Consider the following 22,595-nt stretch of genomic DNA (forward strand, 5'->3'; position numbering starts at 1 on the left):
ACTCTTACCGTTCTGACAAGCAACGATAAAAGACACCCGCTCGGGACATCAGGACTTGGGTCGTTTTGCACCGTACTTGGAGCGGCCCTGCTTACGGTTCTGTACACCCTGAGTGTCCAGCGTTCCGCGAACAGTGTGATAGCGCACACCCGGAAGGTCTTTAACTCGACCGCCACGGATAAGCACAACACTGTGCTCCTGAAGGTTGTGACCTTCACCACCAATGTATGAGGAAACCTCGTAGCCGTTGGTCAGACGAACACGGCACACTTTACGCAGTGCTGAGTTCGGCTTCTTCGGCGTTGTGGTATACACACGAGTGCACACACCACGGCGCTGAGGGCAGGCCTGGAGAGCAGGAACATCGCTCTTGGCTACCCGGCGCTTACGAGGCTTACGCACCAACTGATTAATCGTTGCCATGTAAGCAAACTCCAAAAAACCATATCAATGAAACTTACCCCCAGTGCAGAGGGTAAAATTTAAGGGACGCAAGTGTAAGCCTGCGCCCCCGGACAGTCAAGATGACTGGTCTCTTTTTGACCACCTCCCGGGTAGGTAACTACCCGGAGGCAGTGCGCCGGCTCAACTCAGCTTTCGCGGTTGAGCTCGGCACTCAGAGCTTCTTCCACGTCGGCCGCGGTTACGCCCTGCTCTTCCAGGTCACGTTTGCGACGACGCTCGTTGTGATACGCCAGACCAGTACCAGCCGGAATCAGTCGACCAACCACAACGTTTTCTTTCAGGCCGCGCAGGTAATCCCGCTTACCGGTAACCGCACCTTCGGTGAGTACCCGGGTGGTTTCCTGGAACGAAGCCGCAGAAATGAACGACTCGGTGGCCAGGGAAGCCTTGGTGATACCCAGCAGCAGACGCTCGAACCTAGCCGGCTCTTTGTCTGCCACGTCGGCCTTCTCGTTTTCTTCCAGCACCTGGGTGATTTCCACCTGATCACCGGACAGCAGAGTCGTATCACCCGGATCGGTGATTTCGACCTTGCGCAGCATCTGGCGAACGATAACCTCAATGTGTTTATCGTTGATGACAACGCCCTGCAGACGGTAAACGTCCTGGATTTCGTTGGTGATGTACTTGGCCAGCTCGACCACACCCAGCAGACGCAAAATATCGTGCGGGTTGGACGGACCATCCGAAATCACCTCACCCTTCTCAACGGTCTCACCTTCGAAGACGTTGAGCTGACGGTGCTTCGGAATCAGCACTTCATAGGGATCGGCATCCTTCGGCGTGATCACCAGACGCTTCTTGCCCTTGGTTTCCTTGCCGAACGAGACCATACCGCTGATTTCAGCCAGAATGGACGACTCCTTCGGACGACGGGCCTCGAACAGATCGGCAACTCGCGGCAGACCACCGGTGATATCCCGGGTCTTGGAGCTTTCCTGCGGAATCCGCGCAACCACATCACCTAGCTCAACCCGCGCGCCATTGGCCATGGTCACCAGCGCATTCGCCGGCAGGAAGAAGATTGCGGTACCGCCGCCTGGCAGTTCCACTTCCTCGCCCTTTTCGTCAATGAGCTGGATCGCCGGACGGATGTCCTTGCCAGCCGCAGGACGCTCTTTGGAATCAATGACCTCCATGGTGGACAGGCCGGTCAGTTCGTCAGTCTGGGTCCGGACAGTGATGCCCTGATCCATATTGACGAATTTCGCGGTACCACCGGCTTCGGCAATGATCGGGTGAGTGTGTGGATCCCACTTGGCAACCACAACGCCGGCTTCAACGGCATCTCCGTGCTTCACGGAGAGAACCGCACCGTATGGCAACTTGTACCACTCACGCTCACGACCCTGGTCATCGGCAATCGCCAGCGCAGAGGATCGTGAGATCACCACCAGAGAACCATCGGCCTTCTCAATCGACTTCATATTGTGAAGACGGACCGTACCACCATGCTTGACCTGGATATTGTCCACCGCGGACGCCCGGCTGGCCGCACCACCAATGTGGAAGGTACGCATGGTCAGCTGGGTACCCGGCTCACCGATGGACTGAGCGGCGATAACGCCGACAGCCTCACCAACGTTGACCTCATGGCCACGGGCCAGATCACGGCCGTAGCACTTGGAACAGATACCATGGCGGGTTTCGCAGGTGATCGCAGAGCGAACCCAGACTTCGTCCACACCGGCCCGCTCGAGGGTTTCAACGGCCTTCTCGTCCAGCAAGGTGCCGGCTTCAATGACGGCGTTGTCCTTGTCAGTCGGGGTAAACGCATCACGGGCGGTCACACGACCCAGAACCCGGTCACCCAGGGGTACAACAACGTCGCCGCCTTCGATGTGCGGCGTCATCAGCAGACCTTCATCGGTACCACAGTCAGGCTCGGTAACGACCAGATCCTGGGACACGTCCACCAGACGACGAGTCAGGTAACCGGAGTTCGCGGTCTTCAGAGCGGTATCCGCCAGACCCTTACGAGCACCGTGGGTGGAGATGAAGTACTGGAGTACGTTCAGACCTTCACGGAAGTTCGCGGTGATCGGCGTTTCGATGATGGAGCCATCCGGCTTGGCCATCAGGCCACGCATACCGGCCAGCTGACGGATCTGGGCCGCGGAACCCCGGGCGCCGGAATCGGCCATCATGTAAACCGAGTTGAACGACTCCTGCATCAGGTATTCGCCGTCTTCACCCTTCACCGGCTGTCCGTCAGGCCCGATAACCTGCTCCTTCGCCAGACGCTCCATCATGGCTTTGGAAACTTTATCGTTGGCACGTGACCAGATGTCGATAACCTTGTTGTACTTCTCGCCCTGAGTCAGCAGACCGGACGCGTACTGGGTCTCGATATCCTTCACCTCAGCGGATGCGGCATCGACCAGCTCGTACTTCTCCGGCGGAATCTCGAAATCGTTGAAACCGATGGAGATCCCGGACACGGTCGCATAGTGATAACCCATGTACATCAGCTGGTCCGCGAAGATGACGGTGTCTTTCAGGCCGGCATCACGGTAGCAGGTGTTGATCAGGTTAGAGATTGCCTTCTTGACCATCGGCTTGTTGACCAGCTCGTAGGACAGGCCATCAGGCACGATGTCGAACAGCAGCGCCCGACCAACCGTGGTATCAACAATCTTGTATTCTTCGGTGCGCGAACCGTCTTCGGCAATCGCAACTTCCTTAACGCGAACCTTGACGATCGCCTGAAGGTCGACCATGCCAGCGCCGTAGGCACGATGCGCCTCTTTGACGTCAGCAAACACCATACCTTCGCCCAGGGCGCTCTTGCGCTCACGGGTCATGTAGTACAGACCGAGTACCACGTCCTGAGACGGCACGATAATCGGCTCGCCGTTAGCCGGCGACAGTACGTTGTTGGTGGACATCATCAACGCACGAGCTTCAAGCTGGGCTTCCAGAGTCAGCGGTACGTGCACCGCCATCTGGTCACCGTCAAAGTCGGCGTTATAGGCCGCACACACCAACGGGTGCAACTGGATTGCCTTGCCTTCGATCAGAACCGGCTCGAACGCCTGAATACCCAGACGGTGCAGAGTCGGCGCACGGTTCAGCATGATCGGATGCTCACGGATGACCTCGTCCAGGATATCCCAGACCACGCCTTCCTCGCGCTCGACCATCTTCTTGGCGGCCTTGATGGTGGTCGCCAGGCCTCGGTGCTCCAGCTTGGAGAAAATAAACGGCTTGAACAGTTCCAGTGCCATCTTCTTGGGCAGACCACACTGGTGCAGGCGCAGGTATGGACCAACCACGATCACCGAACGACCGGAGTAGTCCACACGCTTACCCAGCAGGTTCTGACGGAAACGACCCTGCTTACCCTTGATCATGTCAGCCAGGGATTTCAGCGGGCGCTTGTTGGTGCCGGTAATGGCCCGGCCACGGCGGCCGTTATCCAGCAGCGCATCGACGGCTTCCTGCAGCATCCGTTTCTCGTTGCGCACGATGATATCCGGCGCGTTCAGCTCCAGCAGGCGCTTGAGACGGTTGTTCCGGTTGATCACCCGACGGTACAGATCGTTCAGATCAGAGGTCGCGAAGCGGCCACCGTCCAGCGGTACCAGCGGGCGCAGATCCGGCGGAAGCACCGGCAGCACGGTCATGACCATGTCGCCTGGTTTGTTGCCGGAATACAGGAACGCCTCAAGAATCTTCAGACGCTTGCTGAACTTCTTGATCTTGGTTTCGGAGTTGGTCTGCGGGATCTCTTCACGCAGGGCATCAACCTCTTCCTGCAGATCGATACCTTCGAGGAGCTCCTTGACCGCTTCGGCACCCATGCGGGCGTCGAACTCGTCACCGAATTCTTCCAGGGCTTCATAGTACTGCTCATCATTCAGCAGTTGCCCCTTCTCCAGGGTGGTCATCCCCGGATCGATAACAATAAAGGATTCGAAGTACAGGACCCGCTCGATATCGCGCAGGGTCATATCCAGCATCAGACCGATACGGGACGGCAGTGACTTCAGGAACCAGATGTGCGCGACCGGGCTGGCCAGCTCGATGTGGCCCATACGCTCACGACGCACGCTGGCCAGTGCAACTTCAACGCCACACTTCTCGCAGATAACACCGCGATGCTTCAGGCGCTTGTATTTACCGCACAGACACTCGTAGTCCTTGATCGGGCCGAAGATCTTGGCACAGAAAAGACCGTCACGCTCCGGCTTGAAGGTACGGTAGTTAATGGTCTCAGGCTTCTTCACTTCGCCAAAGGACCAGGAACGGATCATGTCAGGCGACGCCAGGCCAATGCGGATGGCGTCGAATTCCTTGCTTTGGTTCTGGCTCTTGAGAAGATTCAGCAAATCTTTCATCAGTAAAAGCTCCGGATGGCGTTAATCTCGGGCGGGCACTGGTCGTGCCCGCTCACGCTGCCAAAAACAATTCGGCTCACTCGGATTCCAGCTCGATGTCGATACCCAGCGAGCGGATTTCCTTGACAAGAACGTTGAAGGATTCGGGCATGCCCGGCTCCATCCGATGATCGCCATCGACAATGTTCTTGTACATCTTGGTCCGACCGTTCACATCATCAGACTTGACGGTGAGCATCTCCTGCAGCGTATAAGCTGCACCGTAGGCCTCAAGGGCCCACACTTCCATCTCACCGAAGCGCTGGCCACCGAACTGCGCCTTACCACCCAGCGGCTGCTGGGTAACCAGGCTGTAAGAGCCGGTGGAACGAGCGTGCATCTTGTCATCGATCAGGTGGTTCAGCTTCAGGATGTACATGTAGCCAACCGTCACCGGGCGATCGAACATATCACCGGTGCGACCGTCATACAGCATGGTCTGACCGGTGGTGCTCAATCCCGCAAGCTCAAGCATGCGCTTGACCTCGGCCTCCTTGGCACCGTCGAATACCGGCGTTGCCATGGGTACACCGCTGCGAAGGTTATGACACATCTCCAGGATTTCCTTGTCGGACAGGGAATCCAGGTCCACCTTGAACACTTCGTCTGAGTGATTGTAGATCTCATCCAGCAGCTTGCGTAATTCAGCCACCTTGCGCTGCTCGTCCAGCATCTGGCTGATACGCTCACCCAGACCCTTGGCCGCCGCGCCCAGGTGAGTCTCAAGCACCTGACCTACGTTCATCCGCGAAGGAACACCCAGCGGGTTCAGAACCACGTCAACCGTGTTGCCGTGCTCGTCGTAAGGCATGTCTTCAATCGGCATAACCGAGGAAATAACACCCTTGTTACCGTGACGACCGGCCATCTTGTCGCCCGGCTGGATACGACGCTTGATGGCCAGGTACACCTTGACGATCTTCAGTACGCCCGGCGCGAGGTCATCGCCCTGCTGAAGCTTGCCTTTCTTATCGTCAAAGCGCGCTTCGTGCTCTTTCTTGCGATCCTCCAGACCCTGCTCGGATTTCTCCAGCAGCTCGTTCAGGCTCTCGTCTTTCATCCGGAGCTTGAACCAGTCGGAACGCGGCAGCTCGGCCAGGTAGCTCTCTTCGAGGGTCGCCCCTTTCTTCAGGCCCGGCCCACTGATGACTTCCTGGCCGTTCAACGCACTGTTCAGACGCTCAAAGGTCGCACCTTCAACAATCCGGTACTCGTCTTTCAGGTCCTTGCGATACTGGTCCAGCTGCTCTTTCTCGATGGCCTGGGCACGCTGATCCTTCTCGATACCGTCGCGGGTAAAGACCTGCACGTCGATAACGGTGCCGCGGGTACCAGTCGGCACACGGGAGGAGGTGTCCTTCACATCAGACGCCTTCTCACCAAAGATGGCACGCAGCAGCTTCTCTTCTGGAGTAAGCTGGGTTTCACCTTTCGGTGTTACCTTGCCTACCAGAATGTCGCCGGGGCCTACCTCAGCACCAATGTAAACAATACCGGACTCATCCAGCTTGGACAGCGCACTTTCACCAACGTTCGGAATGTCCGCGGTGATTTCTTCGCTTCCCAGCTTGGTGTCCCGAGCCACACAGGTCAGCTCCTGAATGTGGATAGTCGTCAGGCGGTCTTCCTGAACCACTTTCTCGGAAATGAGGATGGAGTCCTCAAAGTTGTAACCGTTCCAGGGCATGAACGCGATGCGCATGTTCTGCCCCAGGGCCAGCTCACCCAGATCGACGGATGGGCCGTCAGCCAGCACATCGCCACGGGCAATCACGTCGCCCTGACGCACGATGGAGCGCTGGTTGATACAGGTGTTCTGGTTCGAACGGGTGTACTTGGTCAGGTTGTAGATATCCACACCTGCGTCACCCGCTTCGGTCTCTTCGTTGTTGACGCGAACCACGATGCGCGAAGCGTCAACGCTTTCGATGACACCGCCCCGGCGGGCCGACACACAGACGCCAGAGTCTTGGGCAACCGTCCGCTCAACACCAGTCCCGACCAGCGGAACCTGGGCTTTAAGCGTCGGAACCGCCTGACGTTGCATGTTCGCACCCATCAGTGCCCGGTTAGCATCGTCGTGCTCCAGGAACGGAATCAAAGATGCCGCTACCGACACAACCTGACGCGGAGATACGTCCATGAAGTTGACGCTTTCCGGCGGAGTAACGGTAAATTCGTTCTGGTGCCGAACCGTAACCAGCTCGTCGGTCAGACGCTTGGACTTTTCGTCCATGGCGGCGCTGGCCTGGGCGATGACGTAGTTGCTCTCCTCGATTGCGGACAGGTAAACCACTTCATCGGTTACCACGCCGTTCTCAACCTTCCGGTACGGGCTCTCAAGGAAACCGTAGGAGTTGGAGCGCGCGTAAGTCGCCAGCGAGTTGATCAGACCGATGTTCGGACCTTCCGGCGTCTCGATCGGGCATACGCGACCGTAGTGGGTCGGATGTACGTCACGAACCTCAAAGCCCGCACGCTCACGGGTCAGACCACCCGGGCCCAACGCAGAGATACGACGCTTGTGCGTGACCTCGGACAGCGGGTTGTTCTGGTCCATGAACTGGGACAGCTGGCTTGAGCCGAAGAATTCTTTAACAGCGGCCGCTACCGGTTTGGCGTTGATCAGGTCCTGCGGCATCAGCCCTTCGCTTTCAGCAAGGCTCAGACGCTCACGAACTGCGCGTTCAACCCGCACCAGGCCAACGCGGAACTGGTTTTCGGCCATTTCGCCAACACAGCGAACCCGACGGTTACCGAGGTTATCGATATCGTCAACATTGCCCTGGCCATTACGGATATCGATCAGGGTCTTGAGGACATCGATGATGTCTTCGTGGGTCAGCGTGCCCTCACCTGTGCTTTCTTCACGGCGCAGGCGGCGGTTCAGCTTCATCCGGCCAACCGCAGACAGGTCATAGCGCTCTTCAGAGAAGAACAGGTTGTTAAACAGGTTCTCAGCTGACTCCTTCGTGGGCGGCTCGCCCGGGCGCATCATCCGGTAGATCTCAACCAGCGCTTCGAGCGGCGTGCGGGTCGGATCGATACGCAGGGTGTCAGACATGAACGGACCGCAGTCCAGATCGTTGGTGTAAAGGGTTTCGATATCCTTAACACCAGCGTCGAGAATCTTGGTAACAAGTTCTTCTGTCAGCTCGGAGTTACACTCCACCAGAACTTCACCGGAAGCCTGATCGATCATGTCTTTGGCCAGTACACGGCCATACAGGTACTCGGTCGGTACCTCAAGCTCGTTGATACCGGCTTTTTCCAGCTGCTTGATGTGGCGGGCCGTAATCCGGCGACCTTCCTCGACAATCACGTTACCGTCATTGTCCTTGATATCGAAGGTTGCGATGTCGCCACGCAGACGGCTCGGCACCAGCTCCAGCTTGCACACTTCGGCGCCCAGGCTGAACTTACTGGTTTCGAAGAACATCTCCAGCATCTGCTCGGAGGTATAGCCCAGGCCACGCAACAGAATGGATGCCGGCAGTTTACGACGACGGTCGATACGAACGAACACAGAGTCCTTCGGATCAAACTCGAAGTCCAGCCAGGAACCACGGTAAGGAATCACCCGGGCAGAATACAGCAGCTTGCCGGAGGAATGAGTCTTGCCCTTGTCGTGATCGAAGAACACACCCGGAGATCGGTGGAGCTGGGAAACAATAACGCGCTCGGTACCGTTGATAACGAAGGTACCGTTCTCGGTCATCAGGGGCATCTCGCCCATGTAGACTTCCTGCTCTTTAATGTCCTTGATCGCCTTGTTGGACGATTCCTTATCGTAAATGATAAGGCGGACCTTCACCCGCAGCGGCGCTGCATAGGTTACGCCCCTAAGCTGGCATTCCTTGACATCAAAAACCGGCTCGCCAATACGATAGCTCACGTATTCGAGCGCGGCATTGCCAGAGTAACTGACAATCGGGAATACGGATTTGAATGCTGCGTGAAGACCGGTTTCCCGGCGGTCTTCAGGAGCGGCTTCCATTTGGAGGAAGTCCCGGAACGAATCCAGCTGAATAGACAGCAAATAGGGGACGTCCATCACGGAAGGCAATTTACTAAAATCTTTGCGAATCCGCTTTTTCTCAGTGTAGGAGTAAGTCATCTGCATTCCCCAGCTTTAGACCTGATACCTGGTATCAAGAAGCAACCAATGTTCTGCTTCGGGGCCGAATTGCTCGGCTTATCGCGCCGTCTTGAACAAGACTCTGGCTGTAGGTTATAGATCTGACATCAACCTGCAATTGCTCACCAGACTCTATAGCATATACAACAGAAAAAGGCCGGTGGCCCAAAGCCACCAGCCTGTCCATGCTTATCGCACGGTTTCGATCAACAGCCGACTCTTACTTGAGCTCAACAGAAGCGCCTGCTTCCTCAAGCTTCTTCTTGGCTTCTTCAGCGTCGTCTTTGCTAGCTGCTTCCTTGATAACGGAAGGAGCGCTGTCGACCATTTCCTTGGCTTCTTTCAGACCCAGGCCGGTCAGTTCACGAACGGCCTTGATTACGTTTACTTTCTTCTCACCAGGACCGGTAAGTACAACGTCAAACTCGGTCTGCTCTTCAGCAGCGGCTTCGCCACCACCAGCAGCGGCCGGCGCAGCAGCAACGGCTGCAGCGGCAGAAACACCGAATTTTTCTTCCATTGCTTCAACCAGCGCAACTACGTCCATTACGCTCATTTCAGCGATTGCGTTCAAAATGTCTTCGTTAGACAGAGCCATGACTTTCTCCCAAAAATATAAAAAATGGTGTTCAACAGAATCAAGCAGCTTCTTGCTTCTGGTCGCGAACTGCCGCTACAGCACGAGTCACTTTCGAAGGAACTTCGTTCAGTGTCCGTGCCAGCTTGGTGATCGGTGCCTGTGTTACAGCGGCCAGCATTGTCAGCGCTTCGTGACGTGTTGGCAGCTTGGCAAGACGGTCGATCTGGTCTGCACCCATCAGCTCTCCGCCGACGGCCAGTCCCTTAATCTCGAACGCTTCTTTCTCTTTGGCAAAATCCTTCAGCAGGCGCGCTGCCGCGCCAGGATCTTCCATAGAGAATGCCAGAATGGTCGGGCCGACCAGGGCTTCGTCGATGCACTCGAACTCGGTACCGCGAATCGCGATCTTCGCCAGGTTGTTACGAACAACCTTCAGACGCACGTTTTCGGCACGAGCCTTGGCACGAAGCGCCGTCATGTCACCAGAGGTAACACCACGGTAGTCAGCCATAACCACAGACAGAGCACCACCGGCAGTCTCGTTGACTTCAGCGACGATCGCTTTCTTGTCTTCGAGTCTAATTGCCACTGGATTTCTCCTCGATTTCGCCGGGTCTTTCCGGCAAACCCACATATACCCCTCGCGGGGCTCCTAACGGTGTTTGGGTTCAGAGAGAACGTCTTCACACCGTCTGCGCAGGCGTTGCTTTAACCCTTTCAGCACTTCCAGTCAAACAGGGAGTGCTTCGGGGGCCTGCGGTCTTTGACAGCCTTGGCTTCCGCCCAGACTACAAAGTAACCACCGATCAAATGATCAAATAGCGAGACCGCTCTGATCGATAGTCAGGCCAGGACCCATAGTCGAGGAAACGGTGATCTTCTTGAGATACACACCTTTCGCCGACGACGGCTTGGCCTTTTTCAGATCTGCTACCAGAGCTTCAAGGTTTTCCTTGATGTTCTGCGCAGAGAATTCAACGTTACCCAGCGGAGCGTGGATAATGCCGTTCTTGTCGGTGCGGTAACGAACCTGACCGGCCTTGGCGTTCTTGACCGCAGTCTCGACGTCAGGAGTCACAGTACCCACCTTCGGGTTCGGCATCAGGCCACGGGGACCAAGAATCTGGCCCAGCTGACCAACAACACGCATGGCGTCCGGAGTGGCGATAACCACGTCGAAATCCATGTTGCCTTTCTTAACTTCGTCCGCCAGATCGTCCATGCCCACAATGTCTGCACCAGCAGCCGTTGCTTTTTCAGCATTGGCACCCTGGGTAAACACAGCAACGCGAACAGTCTTGCCGGTGCCGTGGGGCAGAACAGTGCTGCTACGAACCACCTGGTCGGATTTACGTGCGTCAACGCCCAGGTTAACGGCTACGTCGACAGACTCTTTGAACTTCACGTTCTGGCCCAGCTCAACCAGCAGTGCAACTGCTTCGTCGACAGAGTAGGAACGGGTAGAGTCTACCTTTTCACGAATAAGCTTCTGACGCTTGCTCAGCTTTGCCATGTTACAGGCCCTCCACGTTCAGGCCCATGCTGCGGGCTGTTCCTGCAATGGTACGTACCGCTGCGTCCATATCGGCTGCAGTCAGGTCCGGCTCTTTGGTCTTGGCAATTTCTTCAAGCTGCTCGCGAGTCACGGTACCGACTTTATCGGTGTTCGGACGGCCTGAGCCGCTCTTGATGCCAGCGGCCTTCAGCAAAAGAACCGGCGCAGGCGGAGTCTTGGTAATAAAGGTAAAGCTGCGATCACTGTAAACGGTGATCACGGTCGGAATCGGCAGACCAGGCTCCATGTCTTGGGTCTGGGCGTTGAACGCCTTGCAGAATTCCATGATGTTCACGCCGCGCTGACCCAGTGCGGGACCAACGGGGGGACTCGGGTTGGCCTTGCCGGCAGCAACCTGAAGCTTGATGTACGCTTCAATTTTCTTTGCCATGATAGATCTCCTATGGGTTCAAACGCCTCTCGGCTCCCCGTTTTTCACAACTGCTAAGAGCAGACACAAAAAGCCCGCGTCGCTTGAGCGCGCGAGCTTTCAGCTTTCCTGTTACCGGTCAGTCTTTCTCGACCTGCCCAAACTCCAGCTCCACCGGAGTTGAACGCCCAAAGATCAGAACAGCAACCTTGACCCGACTCTTGTCGTAGTCAACTTCCTCGACCACACCGTTGAAGTCCGCAAAGGGACCTTCAACAACGCGAACAATCTCACCCGGCTCGAACAACGTCTTCGGCTTGGGCTTATCTGCACCGCTCTCAACTCGACGAAGGATTGCTTCCGCTTCCTTTTCGGTAATCGGTGCGGGCTTGTCCTTGGTACCACCAATAAAGCCAAGAACACGCGGTGTATTCTTAACAAGGTGCCACGTCGCATCGTCCATTTCCATCTGGACCAGTACGTACCCGGGATAGAATTTGCGCTCACTCTTGCGCTTCTTCCCTTCTCGCATTTCGACGACTTCCTCGGTCGGAACCAGGATCTCGCCGAAACGGTCTTCCATCTCGTTGAGCGCAACGCGCTCCCTGAGAGTGCGCATTACCTGCTTTTCAAAGCCAGAATACGCATGAACGACGTACCAGCGCTTAGCCATTGCCCACTCCTGTTAACCGATAAATCCGGCGACCAGCAAGCTGATCAGCGAATCCATACCCCACAACAACAGAGCCACAACCAGCACAAACACAACAACAATAGCTGTCGTCTGCACGAGCTCGGGCCTGGTGGGCCATACCACTTTCCGGATCTCAACTCTCGCTTCCTTCAGCAGCGTCGCAAAGCGACGGCCACGGTCGGTCTGGAGGGCAACAAGCACCGCCACAATTGCGAGACCTACAAGAGCCAGAACCCGATACAGCAGAGACTCGGCACTAAAATACTGATTCCCCACCACACCGATGGCGATCAGAACGAAAACAACCAGCCACTTCAGGAAATCGAAACGGCTGGCTGACTGAACGGCTTTTGACTCCATAGGAATCAACTTATGTATCCGGATGTTAAAAAATGGCAGGCCAGGAGGGAATCGAACCCCCAACCTGCGGTTTTGGAGACCGCTGCTCTGCCAATTGAGCTACTGGCCTGCACCGAAACAACTCAGCGCACTTACTCTCGAGTCTATTACTCGATGATCTTGGAGACTACGCCGGCACCAACGGTACGGCCGCCTTCGCGAATCGCGAAGCGCAGGCCATCTTCCATGGCGATCGGAGCAATCAGGGTAACACTCATCTTGACGTTGTCACCCGGCATAACCATTTCCACACCTTCCGGCAGTTCGCAAGAACCGGTTACGTCGGTGGTACGGAAGTAGAACTGCGGACGGTAGCCCTTGAAGAACGGAGTATGACGGCCGCCTTCTTCTTTGGACAGTACGTACACTTCGCACTCGAACTTGGTGTGCGGAGTGATGGAACCCGGAACCGCCAGAACCTGACCACGCTCAACGTCGTCACGCTTGGTGCCACGCAGCAGCGCGCCAATGTTCTCACCAGCACGACCTTCGTCCAGCAGCTTGCGGAACATCTCAACACCAGTACAAGTGGTCTTCACGGTATCCTTGATACCCACGATTTCCACTTCGTCACCAGTCTTGATAACGCCACGCTCAACACGGCCGGTCACAACAGTACCACGACCGGAGATGGAGAAGACGTCCTCGATCGGCATCAGGAACGGCTGATCGATCGCACGCTCCGGCTCAGGGATGTAGTCATCCAGAGCTTCTACCAGCTTCTTGACAGCGGTAGTACCCATCTCGTTGTCGTCTTTGCCTTCCAGCGCCATCAGCGCGGAACCAGTGATGATCGGAGTGTCGTCACCCGGGAAGTCGTACTGGCTCAGCAGGTCACGAACTTCCATCTCAACCAGCTCAAGCAGCTCTTCATCGTCTACCATGTCCGCTTTGTTCAGGAACACCACGATGAACGGTACACCAACCTGACGGGACAGCAGGATGTGCTCGCGAGTCTGCGGCATGGGGCCGTCAGCTGCGGAGCAAACCAGGATCGCGCCGTCCATCTGCGCCGCACCAGTGATCATGTTCTTCACATAGTCAGCATGGCCCGGGCAATCTACGTGTGCGTAGTGACGGTTCGGAGAATCGTACTCAACGTGAGACGTCGCAATAGTAATACCACGAGCTTTCTCTTCCGGTGCGTTATCGATCTGGTCGAATGCACTCGCAGACCCTGTACCCCAAACTTCGTGACATACACGGGTCAGGGCAGCAGTCAAAGTGGTTTTACCATGGTCAACGTGACCAATGGTGCCTACGTTCAAGTGCGGCTTATTACGTTCAAACTTAGACTTAGACATTCGACCAATCTCCCTAATCAACCAGGATCATAACGTTGACCGGATAAATAATGGAGCTCATGGGCGGATTTGAACCGCCGACCTCACCCTTACCAAGGGTGTGCTCTACCAACTGAGCTACATGAGCATTTCATAACAAATTGGAGCGGGCAGCGGGAATCGAACCCGCGTCATCAGCTTGGAAGGCTGAGGTAATAGCCACTATACGATGCCCGCGAGCAATTTAGTGGTGGAGGGGGCAGGATTCGAACCTGCGAAGGCGATGCCGTCAGATTTACAGTCTGATCCCTTTGGCCACTCGGGAACCCCTCCGAGTCGGATTCGCTTGAGCAAATCCGTCAAAACTTAAAGTGGAGCTGGCGGACGGAATCGAACCCCCGACCTGCTGATTACAAGTCAGCTGCTCTACCAACTGAGCTACGCCAGCTCACATTCGCCTCGTCAGCGAGGGCGGTATACTACGGACTTTTTTCTGGCGTTGCAACACCTTCACAAGGCCTGATTTCAACGAAATCAAAATTGCTGCCGTAATCCGCTTTCACCGCCTGAACCAGTTCTTTAGCGAGTTCCGGTTCAGCCTCAAAAGAGAGCGCGTAGCTTATCTGATTTCGGGGGAAGTTGACCAGTACCGCATTAAGATTCTGACGTTTTTTTTCTTCCAGCACGGAAATTGCAGATTCGCGAGACTCGAACAGCCCCAGCGAGATGGCATTGCGGTTTTCGCCCTCGGTGACCAGATAGGAGTCGATCCCCTGCCTCTGAATGTCACGAAACTGGCGCAAGGCGACGGCCTCGGGCTGGGGTGGAATAAGAACCCAATGCAGGGGTGCCAGTTCTCTTTCGACTTCTTCAACCCTGAAACCTGCTTCCTCTGCAAGAGGTTGACTGTCCACCAGGCTTCGGGCGCGCTCCGCGGTTTCTATCCATCCGAAGCGGGCACAGTACATTTCGGATTCGCCGGCCGGTGCGCCAAGCCCGACACCGGAGTCTTCCGGCCCCGACGATTTGAGGCTGGCCACCCTTGGCAGACTGCCACTGGCAACATTGGTCATGCCTCCCGATGGCCCTACGACGTCCGGCAGGTAGTAGATAGCAATACTCACCAGCACCAACACCACCGCCAACCACCTCATCCGGAGGCTTCCTCCGCATGAATTGCACGAAGGCCCGCTAACACAAGATCCGGGCGAGAAATACCGGGCAGACCAAGACCGACAAGACGGTCCGCGTCGCCGCCAGTAACCAGAACCTCAGACAGTGACAGTTTTCGGGCGTCAGCGATCACCCGCTCAATCATCGCGGCAGACAGCCAGGCAAGACCATGGTTCACACATTCTCCGGTACTCTTGCCAGGGTCCGTTGCCAGCCCCTGGTCTGGATCGAACCAGATCCGGGCGGCATCGGTCCGGAGACTGCGCAACATCATCTGCAGGCCAGGAAGAATATAACCTCCCAGGTGCTGACCATGCCGATCAACGTAATCGACAGTAACGGCACTGCCTGCATCCAACACCGCAAAGCCCTGCTTGTGATCGAGCCAGGCACCGTACATGGCATGCCACCGATCGGCCCCCATTCTCGAGACATCCTGGTAGGCGTTGATGAGGCCATCCCGGGACCGTTCGGACCAGTAAAAGCGAACCGGCGCCTGACACAGCGTCGCGATGGAGCCCGCCAAATAAGCCCGCCTTTCTTCAGACGCGACGGTAGATATGGCGACAGACGCCACCTGTCTGATCAGTTCTCCCGACAAGCCCAGAGGGTTCTCGTCTTCGAGAGAGCCGGCCCCTGAGGCCAGAACCTCATTCTGGTTCGCAAGACACCACTTCAGTCGGGTATTGCCTGCATCGATAAACAGATTCATTTTGCCACTCGCAGACTGATTTCCCCTGCGCGCACCGGAACAAGCCCGTTTTCGGTCCGGATTTGATAGTTGCCGGCGTCATCAATGCCACAACCGACACCTTCCACATCACCGCCCTGAGCCTTGAGCGATTTTCCCATAAACACGTCGCGACGCTGCCAGGACTCCCGAAAATCTGAAAATCCGATATCCGAGAACAAGGCCACAGCATCGAATACAGCATCGATGATTGCACCGCCGATCTGGCTGCGCGACCATTCGACTTGCGGGCAGGCCCTGGCGAGGCTGCTCCAGGGTTGATCGACGCCGTCAGCCCGGGACATATGTACATTCAGCCCAATACCCGCAATTACTTGCACCACCCCTTCCTCCAGCTCGCCCTGAAGCTCTACCAGGATTCCGCCAAGCTTGCCGTCCGGCAGAAAAATATCATTTGGCCACTTGAGTCCGACCTCTGGCACTCCCAGTCGTTCCAGGGCATTGGCCACCGCAACGCCGAGCACCAGGCTCAACCCATCCAGTACACCGAAGCCCCCATGGAAGGTGAGCCCCATGCTGAGGTACAGGTTTTCGCCCCGGGGGCTTTGCCAGACACGCCCCCGGCGACCTCGGCCCGACGTCTGGCAGTCGGCAATAACCACCGGAATACCCTTGCTTCCGGCGGCAATCTTCCTGATCACCTCGGCATTGGTTGAGTCAACCTCGTCGAGGACTGTCAGTGAAAGCTCCTGTTCCCGGCCGGCGGCAATTTCACGAAGCACCCGGGCCCGATCGAGCAGATCGACCCGGGACACCAGCTGATATCCACGTCCGCGAATCGTAGCAATGTCAGCACCTTCCTCCATCGCGCGACGAATCTGCTTCCAGATTGCGGTACGACTAACCCCGAGCTTTTCGGCCAGCGCGGCTCCGGAGTGAACCTGACCGTCACTGAGCAGCTCTATAAGTGCTTTGGATTTCATAAGATGCATCCAGCCATGAAGTTGGGTAAGGCCGGATTAAACACCAGGGAAGGGAAAAAGACAAAGTCGGCAGCGTCGCTTTGCGAACCGCCTGCCGGCAGATCAGGGAATCGGAGTTGCGGTCAGGTTGGCCTTGATATCAAAGTTCTGCATTTTGACGCCATAAACGGCCGTCTGAGCGCCGCCGACGGGATGAACCAGATCGATATTGCTGATCGAGAGTTCCTTGAACCGGCTTCTCGCCTTCACCGCAAACCCGAGCGGTCTGTTGCCGGCTTGCTCGATGGTTGGATTGGAGACATAGCGGTAACCGGCAGTGGACGAACCATCCATGATTTTTTCATCACCCCGGTTGCCTATCACTCCCATCGCATCCGGACCGTCTGCCTTTTTCACAACCCGGGTTTGATAGACATCCACGGAAAGATCGGTGCGCAGCCCAAACGAATTGTCGTCTACGCCATCACCATCGAAGTCGCCACCATCGCTGGTATGGATATCGTTCAGGACGAGGCTCGTCCCGGTTCCGTTCATGGCTCCACCAACACCGCTGGTTTGCCGGTTGGTTTCCCAGGTCAGCGAGTTTTTCCGGGCTTCATTGATGGCTTTGGCAAGCACCTGCTTCAGGCGGACCGTCAGCCCTTCCTCACCCCGGGTCTCCCAGACGCCCCCGGAGGCCGAGCAGACGGATGGACTATCACCCATGCCACCGGCACAGACATCACCGGCCCCACCCGGGACGACGGTCATGCTGCTGCCGGTTTCGTATTTCTGAATCACGAACCTGCCGAAACTCTGGCCGGACTCCTTGTTGCCGATTCTCAGATTGCCGATATCCATGGTGCTCCAGGATTCGCCCTTAATAACCGCAAGCCCCTCCTGAGTGACATCAACGGTCATGTCGCGCACATGCGCGTCATAATCCAGCTCTGTAATCCAGAGGCCCTTCTGAGGAATCTCACCATCACCTTCATCGTAGGGCACCGCGATAATCGCAGCCTTGCCGTTCCTGATGCTGACATCGGAATTGATGGTAACCCCCTCACCCGATGCGCCTCCTGCACCGAGCGTCACATGGCCATCAAGCTCGAATTCGTATGCCGGATAGAACCCCAATGCCAGCAACAGCTCTGTGCCACCCTGCAAGGGGGCGTCATCACTTCCTACCCGCAGACCGTTGATCCGGTAGCCGGCCCTGATGTCCTCGAAACCAATCCGGAGACCATCGAAGAACTCGGTGCCGTTGGTAATGCCATCGCGAGTCACATTGACCGTTACATCGCCCTGCCCCCAGGACTGCAGGCCACTGAATATCACCCGGTTGCCGTCTTCGGTGTAGCTGAAATCGGCAAGCCGAAGACTCCATTCAGTCGCAAGTCGCAGGCCCTGCGGCCCGGCGTCAGGGTGTCCACCTCCCTGCAGATAGACCGCATTGGAATAGCTGCGGCCGTTGAACACCTGATCCTCAAGCAAAAAGCTCACATTCAACTGACCGATGCTCTTACCATTGCCACCGACCTCAATAGCGCCAATGCTGAATTGGCCATCCATGGAGCCAAGGGTCACGGCCAGGGCCGATCGATTCTGCCAGTCGGTCGCCACATCGAGCCGGAGGTCGTTGATCCGATAGACGCCAGTGATGTCTCGAAGCGCAAGCGCCTTTCCGTCATCCCTGTATAGAAAGGAGGCGGAGTGTATAACGGTCTCGTTATCGATTCGAAGGCCCTCCCCGGAGCGGCCGCCGGCCGTCAGGTTCGAGCTGGAGGAAAGCTCATAGCTTCCACTCAGGCTGCCATAGCTGGGAAGGGGCTGCCCGTTTCCTGAATCAACGGATACGCCATGATTCAGGGAGTTGCTGCTGTAACGAATCGCGCCGACCTCCCAATCCCCGGTTATTCTGGGCGCATTCAGAGCCAGAGTATCGCCAACCACATCCAGGGTTACTCCCAGTGCTTCCACATTCATGGTGATATCGTCCAGAAACACTTCATTGCCATTGGTGCGATATCCCAGACGGCCCCCGGTCATCGTGTAGGCGGAGTCAAAGGTATAACCGGACCCACCAACGGGGCTGCCCTGGCTTATATTCAAATACCCTTCCAGAGAATGATCGAAAAAGATCCCCCCCATACTGACACCAGGGGCCCCTGCGAGCCGGATATCACCGAACTCGATCCGTCGGTCTTTCACCAGATAATCGAGATTAAGGGACGCATCCTCCTCAACATCGATCCGAATCAGGTGGAATGCCTGACCAGAAGGATCAACGGCCGAACCAATGCGAAAACCTTCCAGATGAATGCCTTTGCCATCATCAACATAGGACAATCGATCTGCGGTCAGGCCAAGATCGAGTTCCACGGACAAACCACTCTGGCCACTGATGTTTGCCAGAGTAGAATCGTCGAGGCTTTTCATGTCAGCGACCACCGGGGAGGCGAGGAGCACACAAAACAGCCCACTGGCAATCGGGGCAAGTTGTTTGATGCTATCTGGCGCGCCCATAACCGTTAACCTTTTCAATCTCATGGATTTCCCGCCGGAAACACGAGCAGATTACCTTCCATCACAACGTCCCCCCGCATATCGACAGAGAATATGTCAGTCTGCTGAAAGCCAGGGTCGGTGGGCCGGGCCGTGCTGCTGGAAGAAATCTTGAATTGAACGTCGTTGAACCGAACGGTATTGGGCAGCCCAAGCTCCAGCACATCCCGATTGAACAGCTCGCCATCACCACCGAACCCCGAATCGACTGTTCGGACCCGCAGTGTCAGGCCCTCAAACGCGAAATTGCCCCGAATATCATCAAGCACCATCCATCCGCCGTTTTCTTTCAGACGATAAGCAAAACGAGCGCCACACTTCCTGTCCACGTCATCACATCGTCCGAAATAACTGTTCTCAACCGGACCGCCCATTTCATTGATGCTGATGTCGCCGGACAGGTAGATCCCACCCTGTCCCGAGATCCCCGAGAGAGCTTCATCTCCAAGGCGGGAGAGTTCGGCAAGGCTCGGAAGTGAAAACAGAAAAACAGGGAGAGCAAGCAATGGTCTGCGCAGAAAGGATTTCATTGGCTCAGATCCCTGGTCTTAATGTTCAAGTGTTGTATCAGCATTCCCTGTACGCGGGCCGAACCAAAATCGCGGTCGCCAACACTGAAATTCCCGATCTTGAGATTGCTGCGAAATTCCGGGTTGGTGTAGTAGGACTCGTAGAAATCCCAGGCGTCCGTATCACTGCTGCCCCGGAGACCGTCAGCACCGATCTCGCCCGTTTGAGGGCGCCGAATTGCAGCCACCTCCACCACAAAGTTTCCACTGCCATCAACGTCGAAGAATACCGGTTGAAGCTGGTTGCCAATCGCCAGCTCCAGCGCAAAATTGCTCATCAATATTCGTGATCCGCAGGTGGAGCCGTCCTGTGCGCAAGCATTGATAGAAAGTTCCGGCGAATAGAAATTGAGCTTAAACTGGCCGACCATTTGGCGCCGATCGGTATCGCCCCAAAGACGCAGATAGCTACCATCGATGACGGCACTCTTTGCGTGGATGTTGATATTGGCAGACCGGTCGTCACCAACTGCCACGTTCATCTGCATGCCGATGTCCGCTCGTTCACCGATGTATCCAGCGGACGCCGGACGACTCGAGCAGGTGCCGCTGCCAGGACCGGCCCCAGAGTCCATGCAGTCATAACCCTGATCGCTATTAACCATGGCACTGGCTGCGAACTCCAGCACCGCCTTGTTTGCGATACCAATGTCATTGCCATCCACCACATCGATTTTCCACGGGTTAAGGAGCCTCCCAAGATTGACCGGCCCCAGAGTCTCTCCGTAGTTGCTATTGGCCCCGGCGACGTAGAGATGGTTTACCGTAATATCGACATCACGACCGTCCGTGCTTTTGATCCCGCCAATCCGGAAGATCCGGGCCTGCTCTCCCGAGGCATCCGGCTCATCCGTTCCATGGGAGAATTTGAAATTCTCCAGTACAAGGCCAATACCGGCACCATCAATCGAGGACATTTCAGTTTCGGAAAGGCCCTGAAGTTCCGCCTCAACAGGCACTGGGACCGTAAGAACAGCCGCCATCATTGCTAGGATGCGCGCGAAAACAGGACGCTCACTGAAATTGGACCATTTCATACGAAGCTCCTCAGAACAGACCTTTGCCGCGGTCGATGTATTCGGTACGGTAACGCTGGGTACCATAAAGGGCTTCATTGAGATTCACTTCAGTCGCTCCGTTCGGGATATTGAAGAACGCGCCTGATGTTGCCCTGATAAAATCCTCCGGCGTGAAGTCTGTTTTCTTTACATCTTTCAGCCAATCCAGATCCTTGGTCTGGAAAGAGATAAACGCACCGTCTGCCGGCCCCGTGATACGTCGCTCGCCGTTTACCTCACCGACCTCTCCTACCGGGAAGCTGTTGTAGATATCCAGGTCAAAGCAAGAGTCTATTCCCAATACCAGGCAGTCCTGGGCATAGACATAGATGTCACCGCCTGAACAGCTGAAAAAGGAACAATCCGGAACTTCGATCCGGGAACTCGACCCCCAGCCGATCAGATTCTTTACCGACCAGCGGGTAAAACCGCTAGCGCCCTCAAGAATGAAGCGCTCACCATTTGGAATACCAATGTACTCGGCTCTTATTGGATCCAGCTCGCCAATGTTTGGATCACCCTCGGCGCCATAAACCAGCTCCGCTTTAGTCGATAGCGGGCTGCCACCCTCAAGCAGAGGTGTCAGAAGAACAATCAGTTGGTCAAACAGGTTGCCGGACGAGTTCGCCTGGGAGAGTCCTTCGCCGCGGTCAATGATATCCACGTTCACATTGCCGGTCAGGGTCTCAATCTTGCCCGAGAGAACACCCATGGATTCACCGAACCCCAGACGGAAACCTACAACTTCCTCGGTCTCTTCGTCGAAGGCAAATTCCAGGAACGGATTCTGGATAGAAAAAGGGACTATCTCACCCTCTGAATAGGCGTTGCCATCGGGCTTTCGCTGTTTCGGGGCTTTCGGGTTGGCGTCAAAGTAGGCTTGATTGTTGATGTAGCCAAGGGCGAAATCCTCGATATAGACATCCGAGGTGCCCGACTTTTCACCATCCCGTTCGTAACGGCCCATTTCCAAGACATCGACATTGGTCTGGATGTCGATATCCATTCCAAGATTGACCCGGGTATAGGCTGTATTGTCGTTGGCATCAGGATGGTACTGGCGATCAACTGATACAAAGGCCTGCCCCGTGACTTCAGACATCTGTCGATCCGAAATCGGGCGTAATTCGGCGTTGACCCCCGAGGCCAGTAAAGACAGGAGGAGAAGCGAAGGAATTGTTCTACTCATAGTCACATCTCACCGCTGCCGCTTTTTGTTGTTGGCGGCTGATTTAAAGATGACTGATGAGCGTCTCTGAGGCTGGCTTGGATTTTTGCTGTTGTTTTAGCCAGTTCTTTTACAGAAGTGTAACCGCGGTTACATGTTGTCACTGTGCGCGGTGTCATGGTTTTGGCATTTGCCAAATTTCAGGCAATAAAAAACCCCAGCATCTGGGATGCTGGGGTTTGGGTATTAGGCGCCTGACGATGACCTACTCTCACATGGGCAACGCCACACTACCATCGGCGCTGGTCTGTTTCACTTCTGAGTTCGGGATGGGATCAGGTGGTTCCAGACCGCTATGGTCGTCAGGCAAAACGGTTGATCACTGGGGGACGAGATTGAACGAGTGGTATTGATTTCGTTGCGTTATCCGCAATTGTCTTGGGTGTTATATAGTCAAGCCGCACGAGCAATTAGTATCGGTTAGCTCAACGCCTCGCAGCGCTTACACACCCGACCTATCAACGTCCTGGTCTTGAACGGCTCTTC

At 55.9% G+C, this 22,595-nt stretch carries 17 protein-coding genes, 5 tRNA genes and 2 rRNA genes; all 24 read right to left on the bottom strand.

Annotated elements, in window-relative coordinates; genetic code table 11:
• Positions 1 to 48: 48 nt before the first annotated feature.
• On the bottom strand, positions 49 to 423 hold the full coding sequence (gene rpsL, locus ACWJ62_RS19085; RefSeq protein ID WP_148607559.1) for a 30S ribosomal protein S12: 375 nt from the start codon (positions 421 to 423) through the stop codon (positions 49 to 51).
• Positions 424 to 590: 167 nt separating this feature from the next.
• A complete protein-coding gene (rpoC, locus tag ACWJ62_RS19090) occupies positions 591 to 4,805 on the bottom strand; it encodes a DNA-directed RNA polymerase subunit beta' (protein WP_449287598.1) in 4,215 nt (1,404 codons plus the stop codon).
• A gap of 76 nt (positions 4,806 to 4,881) precedes the next feature.
• Positions 4,882 to 8,961, bottom strand: a complete 4,080-nt coding sequence (gene rpoB, locus ACWJ62_RS19095) for a DNA-directed RNA polymerase subunit beta (RefSeq protein WP_449287599.1) — start codon at positions 8,959 to 8,961, stop codon at positions 4,882 to 4,884.
• 241 nt (positions 8,962 to 9,202) lie between these two features.
• Positions 9,203 to 9,580, bottom strand: coding sequence for a 50S ribosomal protein L7/L12 (gene rplL, locus ACWJ62_RS19100; protein ID WP_008174836.1), 378 nt, complete (start codon positions 9,578 to 9,580; stop codon positions 9,203 to 9,205).
• A gap of 40 nt (positions 9,581 to 9,620) precedes the next feature.
• Positions 9,621 to 10,151, bottom strand: coding sequence for a 50S ribosomal protein L10 (gene rplJ / locus ACWJ62_RS19105; protein ID WP_064228578.1), 531 nt, complete (start codon positions 10,149 to 10,151; stop codon positions 9,621 to 9,623).
• A 225-nt stretch (positions 10,152 to 10,376) separates the two neighbouring features.
• Positions 10,377 to 11,075 (bottom strand): 50S ribosomal protein L1, encoded by a 699-nt coding sequence (gene rplA / locus ACWJ62_RS19110; RefSeq protein WP_088829385.1) that lies wholly within the window; start codon positions 11,073 to 11,075, stop codon positions 10,377 to 10,379.
• 1 nt (position 11,076) lies between these two features.
• Positions 11,077 to 11,508: a 50S ribosomal protein L11 gene (gene rplK, locus ACWJ62_RS19115; protein ID WP_064228580.1), complete on the bottom strand. Its 432-nt coding sequence runs from the start codon at positions 11,506 to 11,508 to the stop codon at positions 11,077 to 11,079.
• A 118-nt stretch (positions 11,509 to 11,626) separates the two neighbouring features.
• Positions 11,627 to 12,160, bottom strand: a complete 534-nt coding sequence (gene nusG, locus ACWJ62_RS19120) for a transcription termination/antitermination protein NusG (protein WP_449287600.1) — start codon at positions 12,158 to 12,160, stop codon at positions 11,627 to 11,629.
• Positions 12,161 to 12,172: 12 nt separating this feature from the next.
• Positions 12,173 to 12,541, bottom strand: a complete 369-nt coding sequence (gene secE / locus ACWJ62_RS19125; RefSeq protein WP_449287601.1) for a preprotein translocase subunit SecE — start codon at positions 12,539 to 12,541, stop codon at positions 12,173 to 12,175.
• A 33-nt stretch (positions 12,542 to 12,574) separates the two neighbouring features.
• Positions 12,575 to 12,650: transfer RNA gene (locus tag ACWJ62_RS19130), tRNA-Trp, on the bottom strand.
• A gap of 37 nt (positions 12,651 to 12,687) precedes the next feature.
• Positions 12,688 to 13,884: an elongation factor Tu gene (tuf, locus tag ACWJ62_RS19135; protein ID WP_008174851.1), complete on the bottom strand. Its 1,197-nt coding sequence runs from the start codon at positions 13,882 to 13,884 to the stop codon at positions 12,688 to 12,690.
• Between the two features lie 51 nt (positions 13,885 to 13,935).
• Positions 13,936 to 14,011, bottom strand: a tRNA-Thr gene (locus ACWJ62_RS19140).
• 14 nt (positions 14,012 to 14,025) lie between these two features.
• Positions 14,026 to 14,100 (bottom strand) — tRNA-Gly (locus ACWJ62_RS19145).
• Positions 14,101 to 14,111: 11 nt separating this feature from the next.
• Positions 14,112 to 14,196, bottom strand: a tRNA-Tyr gene (locus tag ACWJ62_RS19150).
• Positions 14,197 to 14,235: 39 nt separating this feature from the next.
• A tRNA-Thr gene (locus ACWJ62_RS19155) sits at positions 14,236 to 14,311 on the bottom strand.
• 31 nt (positions 14,312 to 14,342) lie between these two features.
• Positions 14,343 to 15,017 (bottom strand): hypothetical protein, encoded by a 675-nt coding sequence (locus tag ACWJ62_RS19160; RefSeq protein ID WP_449287602.1) that lies wholly within the window; start codon positions 15,015 to 15,017, stop codon positions 14,343 to 14,345.
• The gene (locus ACWJ62_RS19165; RefSeq protein WP_449287603.1) at positions 15,014 to 15,748 is read right to left on the bottom strand and encodes a type III pantothenate kinase; all 735 of its coding nucleotides are present in this window, start codon (positions 15,746 to 15,748) and stop codon (positions 15,014 to 15,016) included. The genes ACWJ62_RS19160 and ACWJ62_RS19165 overlap by 4 nt, the downstream gene beginning before the upstream one ends.
• Positions 15,745 to 16,710, bottom strand: a complete 966-nt coding sequence (locus tag ACWJ62_RS19170) for a biotin--[acetyl-CoA-carboxylase] ligase (protein WP_449287604.1) — start codon at positions 16,708 to 16,710, stop codon at positions 15,745 to 15,747. The genes ACWJ62_RS19165 and ACWJ62_RS19170 overlap by 4 nt, the downstream gene beginning before the upstream one ends.
• Before the next feature lie 102 nt (positions 16,711 to 16,812).
• On the bottom strand, positions 16,813 to 19,215 hold the full coding sequence (locus ACWJ62_RS19175; RefSeq protein ID WP_449287605.1) for a DUF6160 family protein: 2,403 nt from the start codon (positions 19,213 to 19,215) through the stop codon (positions 16,813 to 16,815).
• A gap of 20 nt (positions 19,216 to 19,235) precedes the next feature.
• The gene (locus ACWJ62_RS19180; RefSeq protein WP_449287606.1) at positions 19,236 to 19,784 is read right to left on the bottom strand and encodes a hypothetical protein; all 549 of its coding nucleotides are present in this window, start codon (positions 19,782 to 19,784) and stop codon (positions 19,236 to 19,238) included.
• Positions 19,781 to 20,860, bottom strand: coding sequence for a hypothetical protein (locus tag ACWJ62_RS19185; RefSeq protein ID WP_449287607.1), 1,080 nt, complete (start codon positions 20,858 to 20,860; stop codon positions 19,781 to 19,783). Before ACWJ62_RS19185 ends, ACWJ62_RS19180 begins: the two co-directional genes overlap by 4 nt.
• Before the next feature lie 10 nt (positions 20,861 to 20,870).
• Positions 20,871 to 21,983, bottom strand: coding sequence for a hypothetical protein (locus ACWJ62_RS19190; RefSeq protein WP_449287608.1), 1,113 nt, complete (start codon positions 21,981 to 21,983; stop codon positions 20,871 to 20,873).
• 318 nt (positions 21,984 to 22,301) lie between these two features.
• A 5S ribosomal RNA gene (rrf, locus tag ACWJ62_RS19195) occupies positions 22,302 to 22,416 on the bottom strand.
• Between the two features lie 82 nt (positions 22,417 to 22,498).
• A 23S ribosomal RNA gene (locus ACWJ62_RS19200) occupies positions 22,499 to 22,595 on the bottom strand; the annotation flags it as partial.

The organism is Marinobacter sp. PE14, from assembly GCF_053566155.1.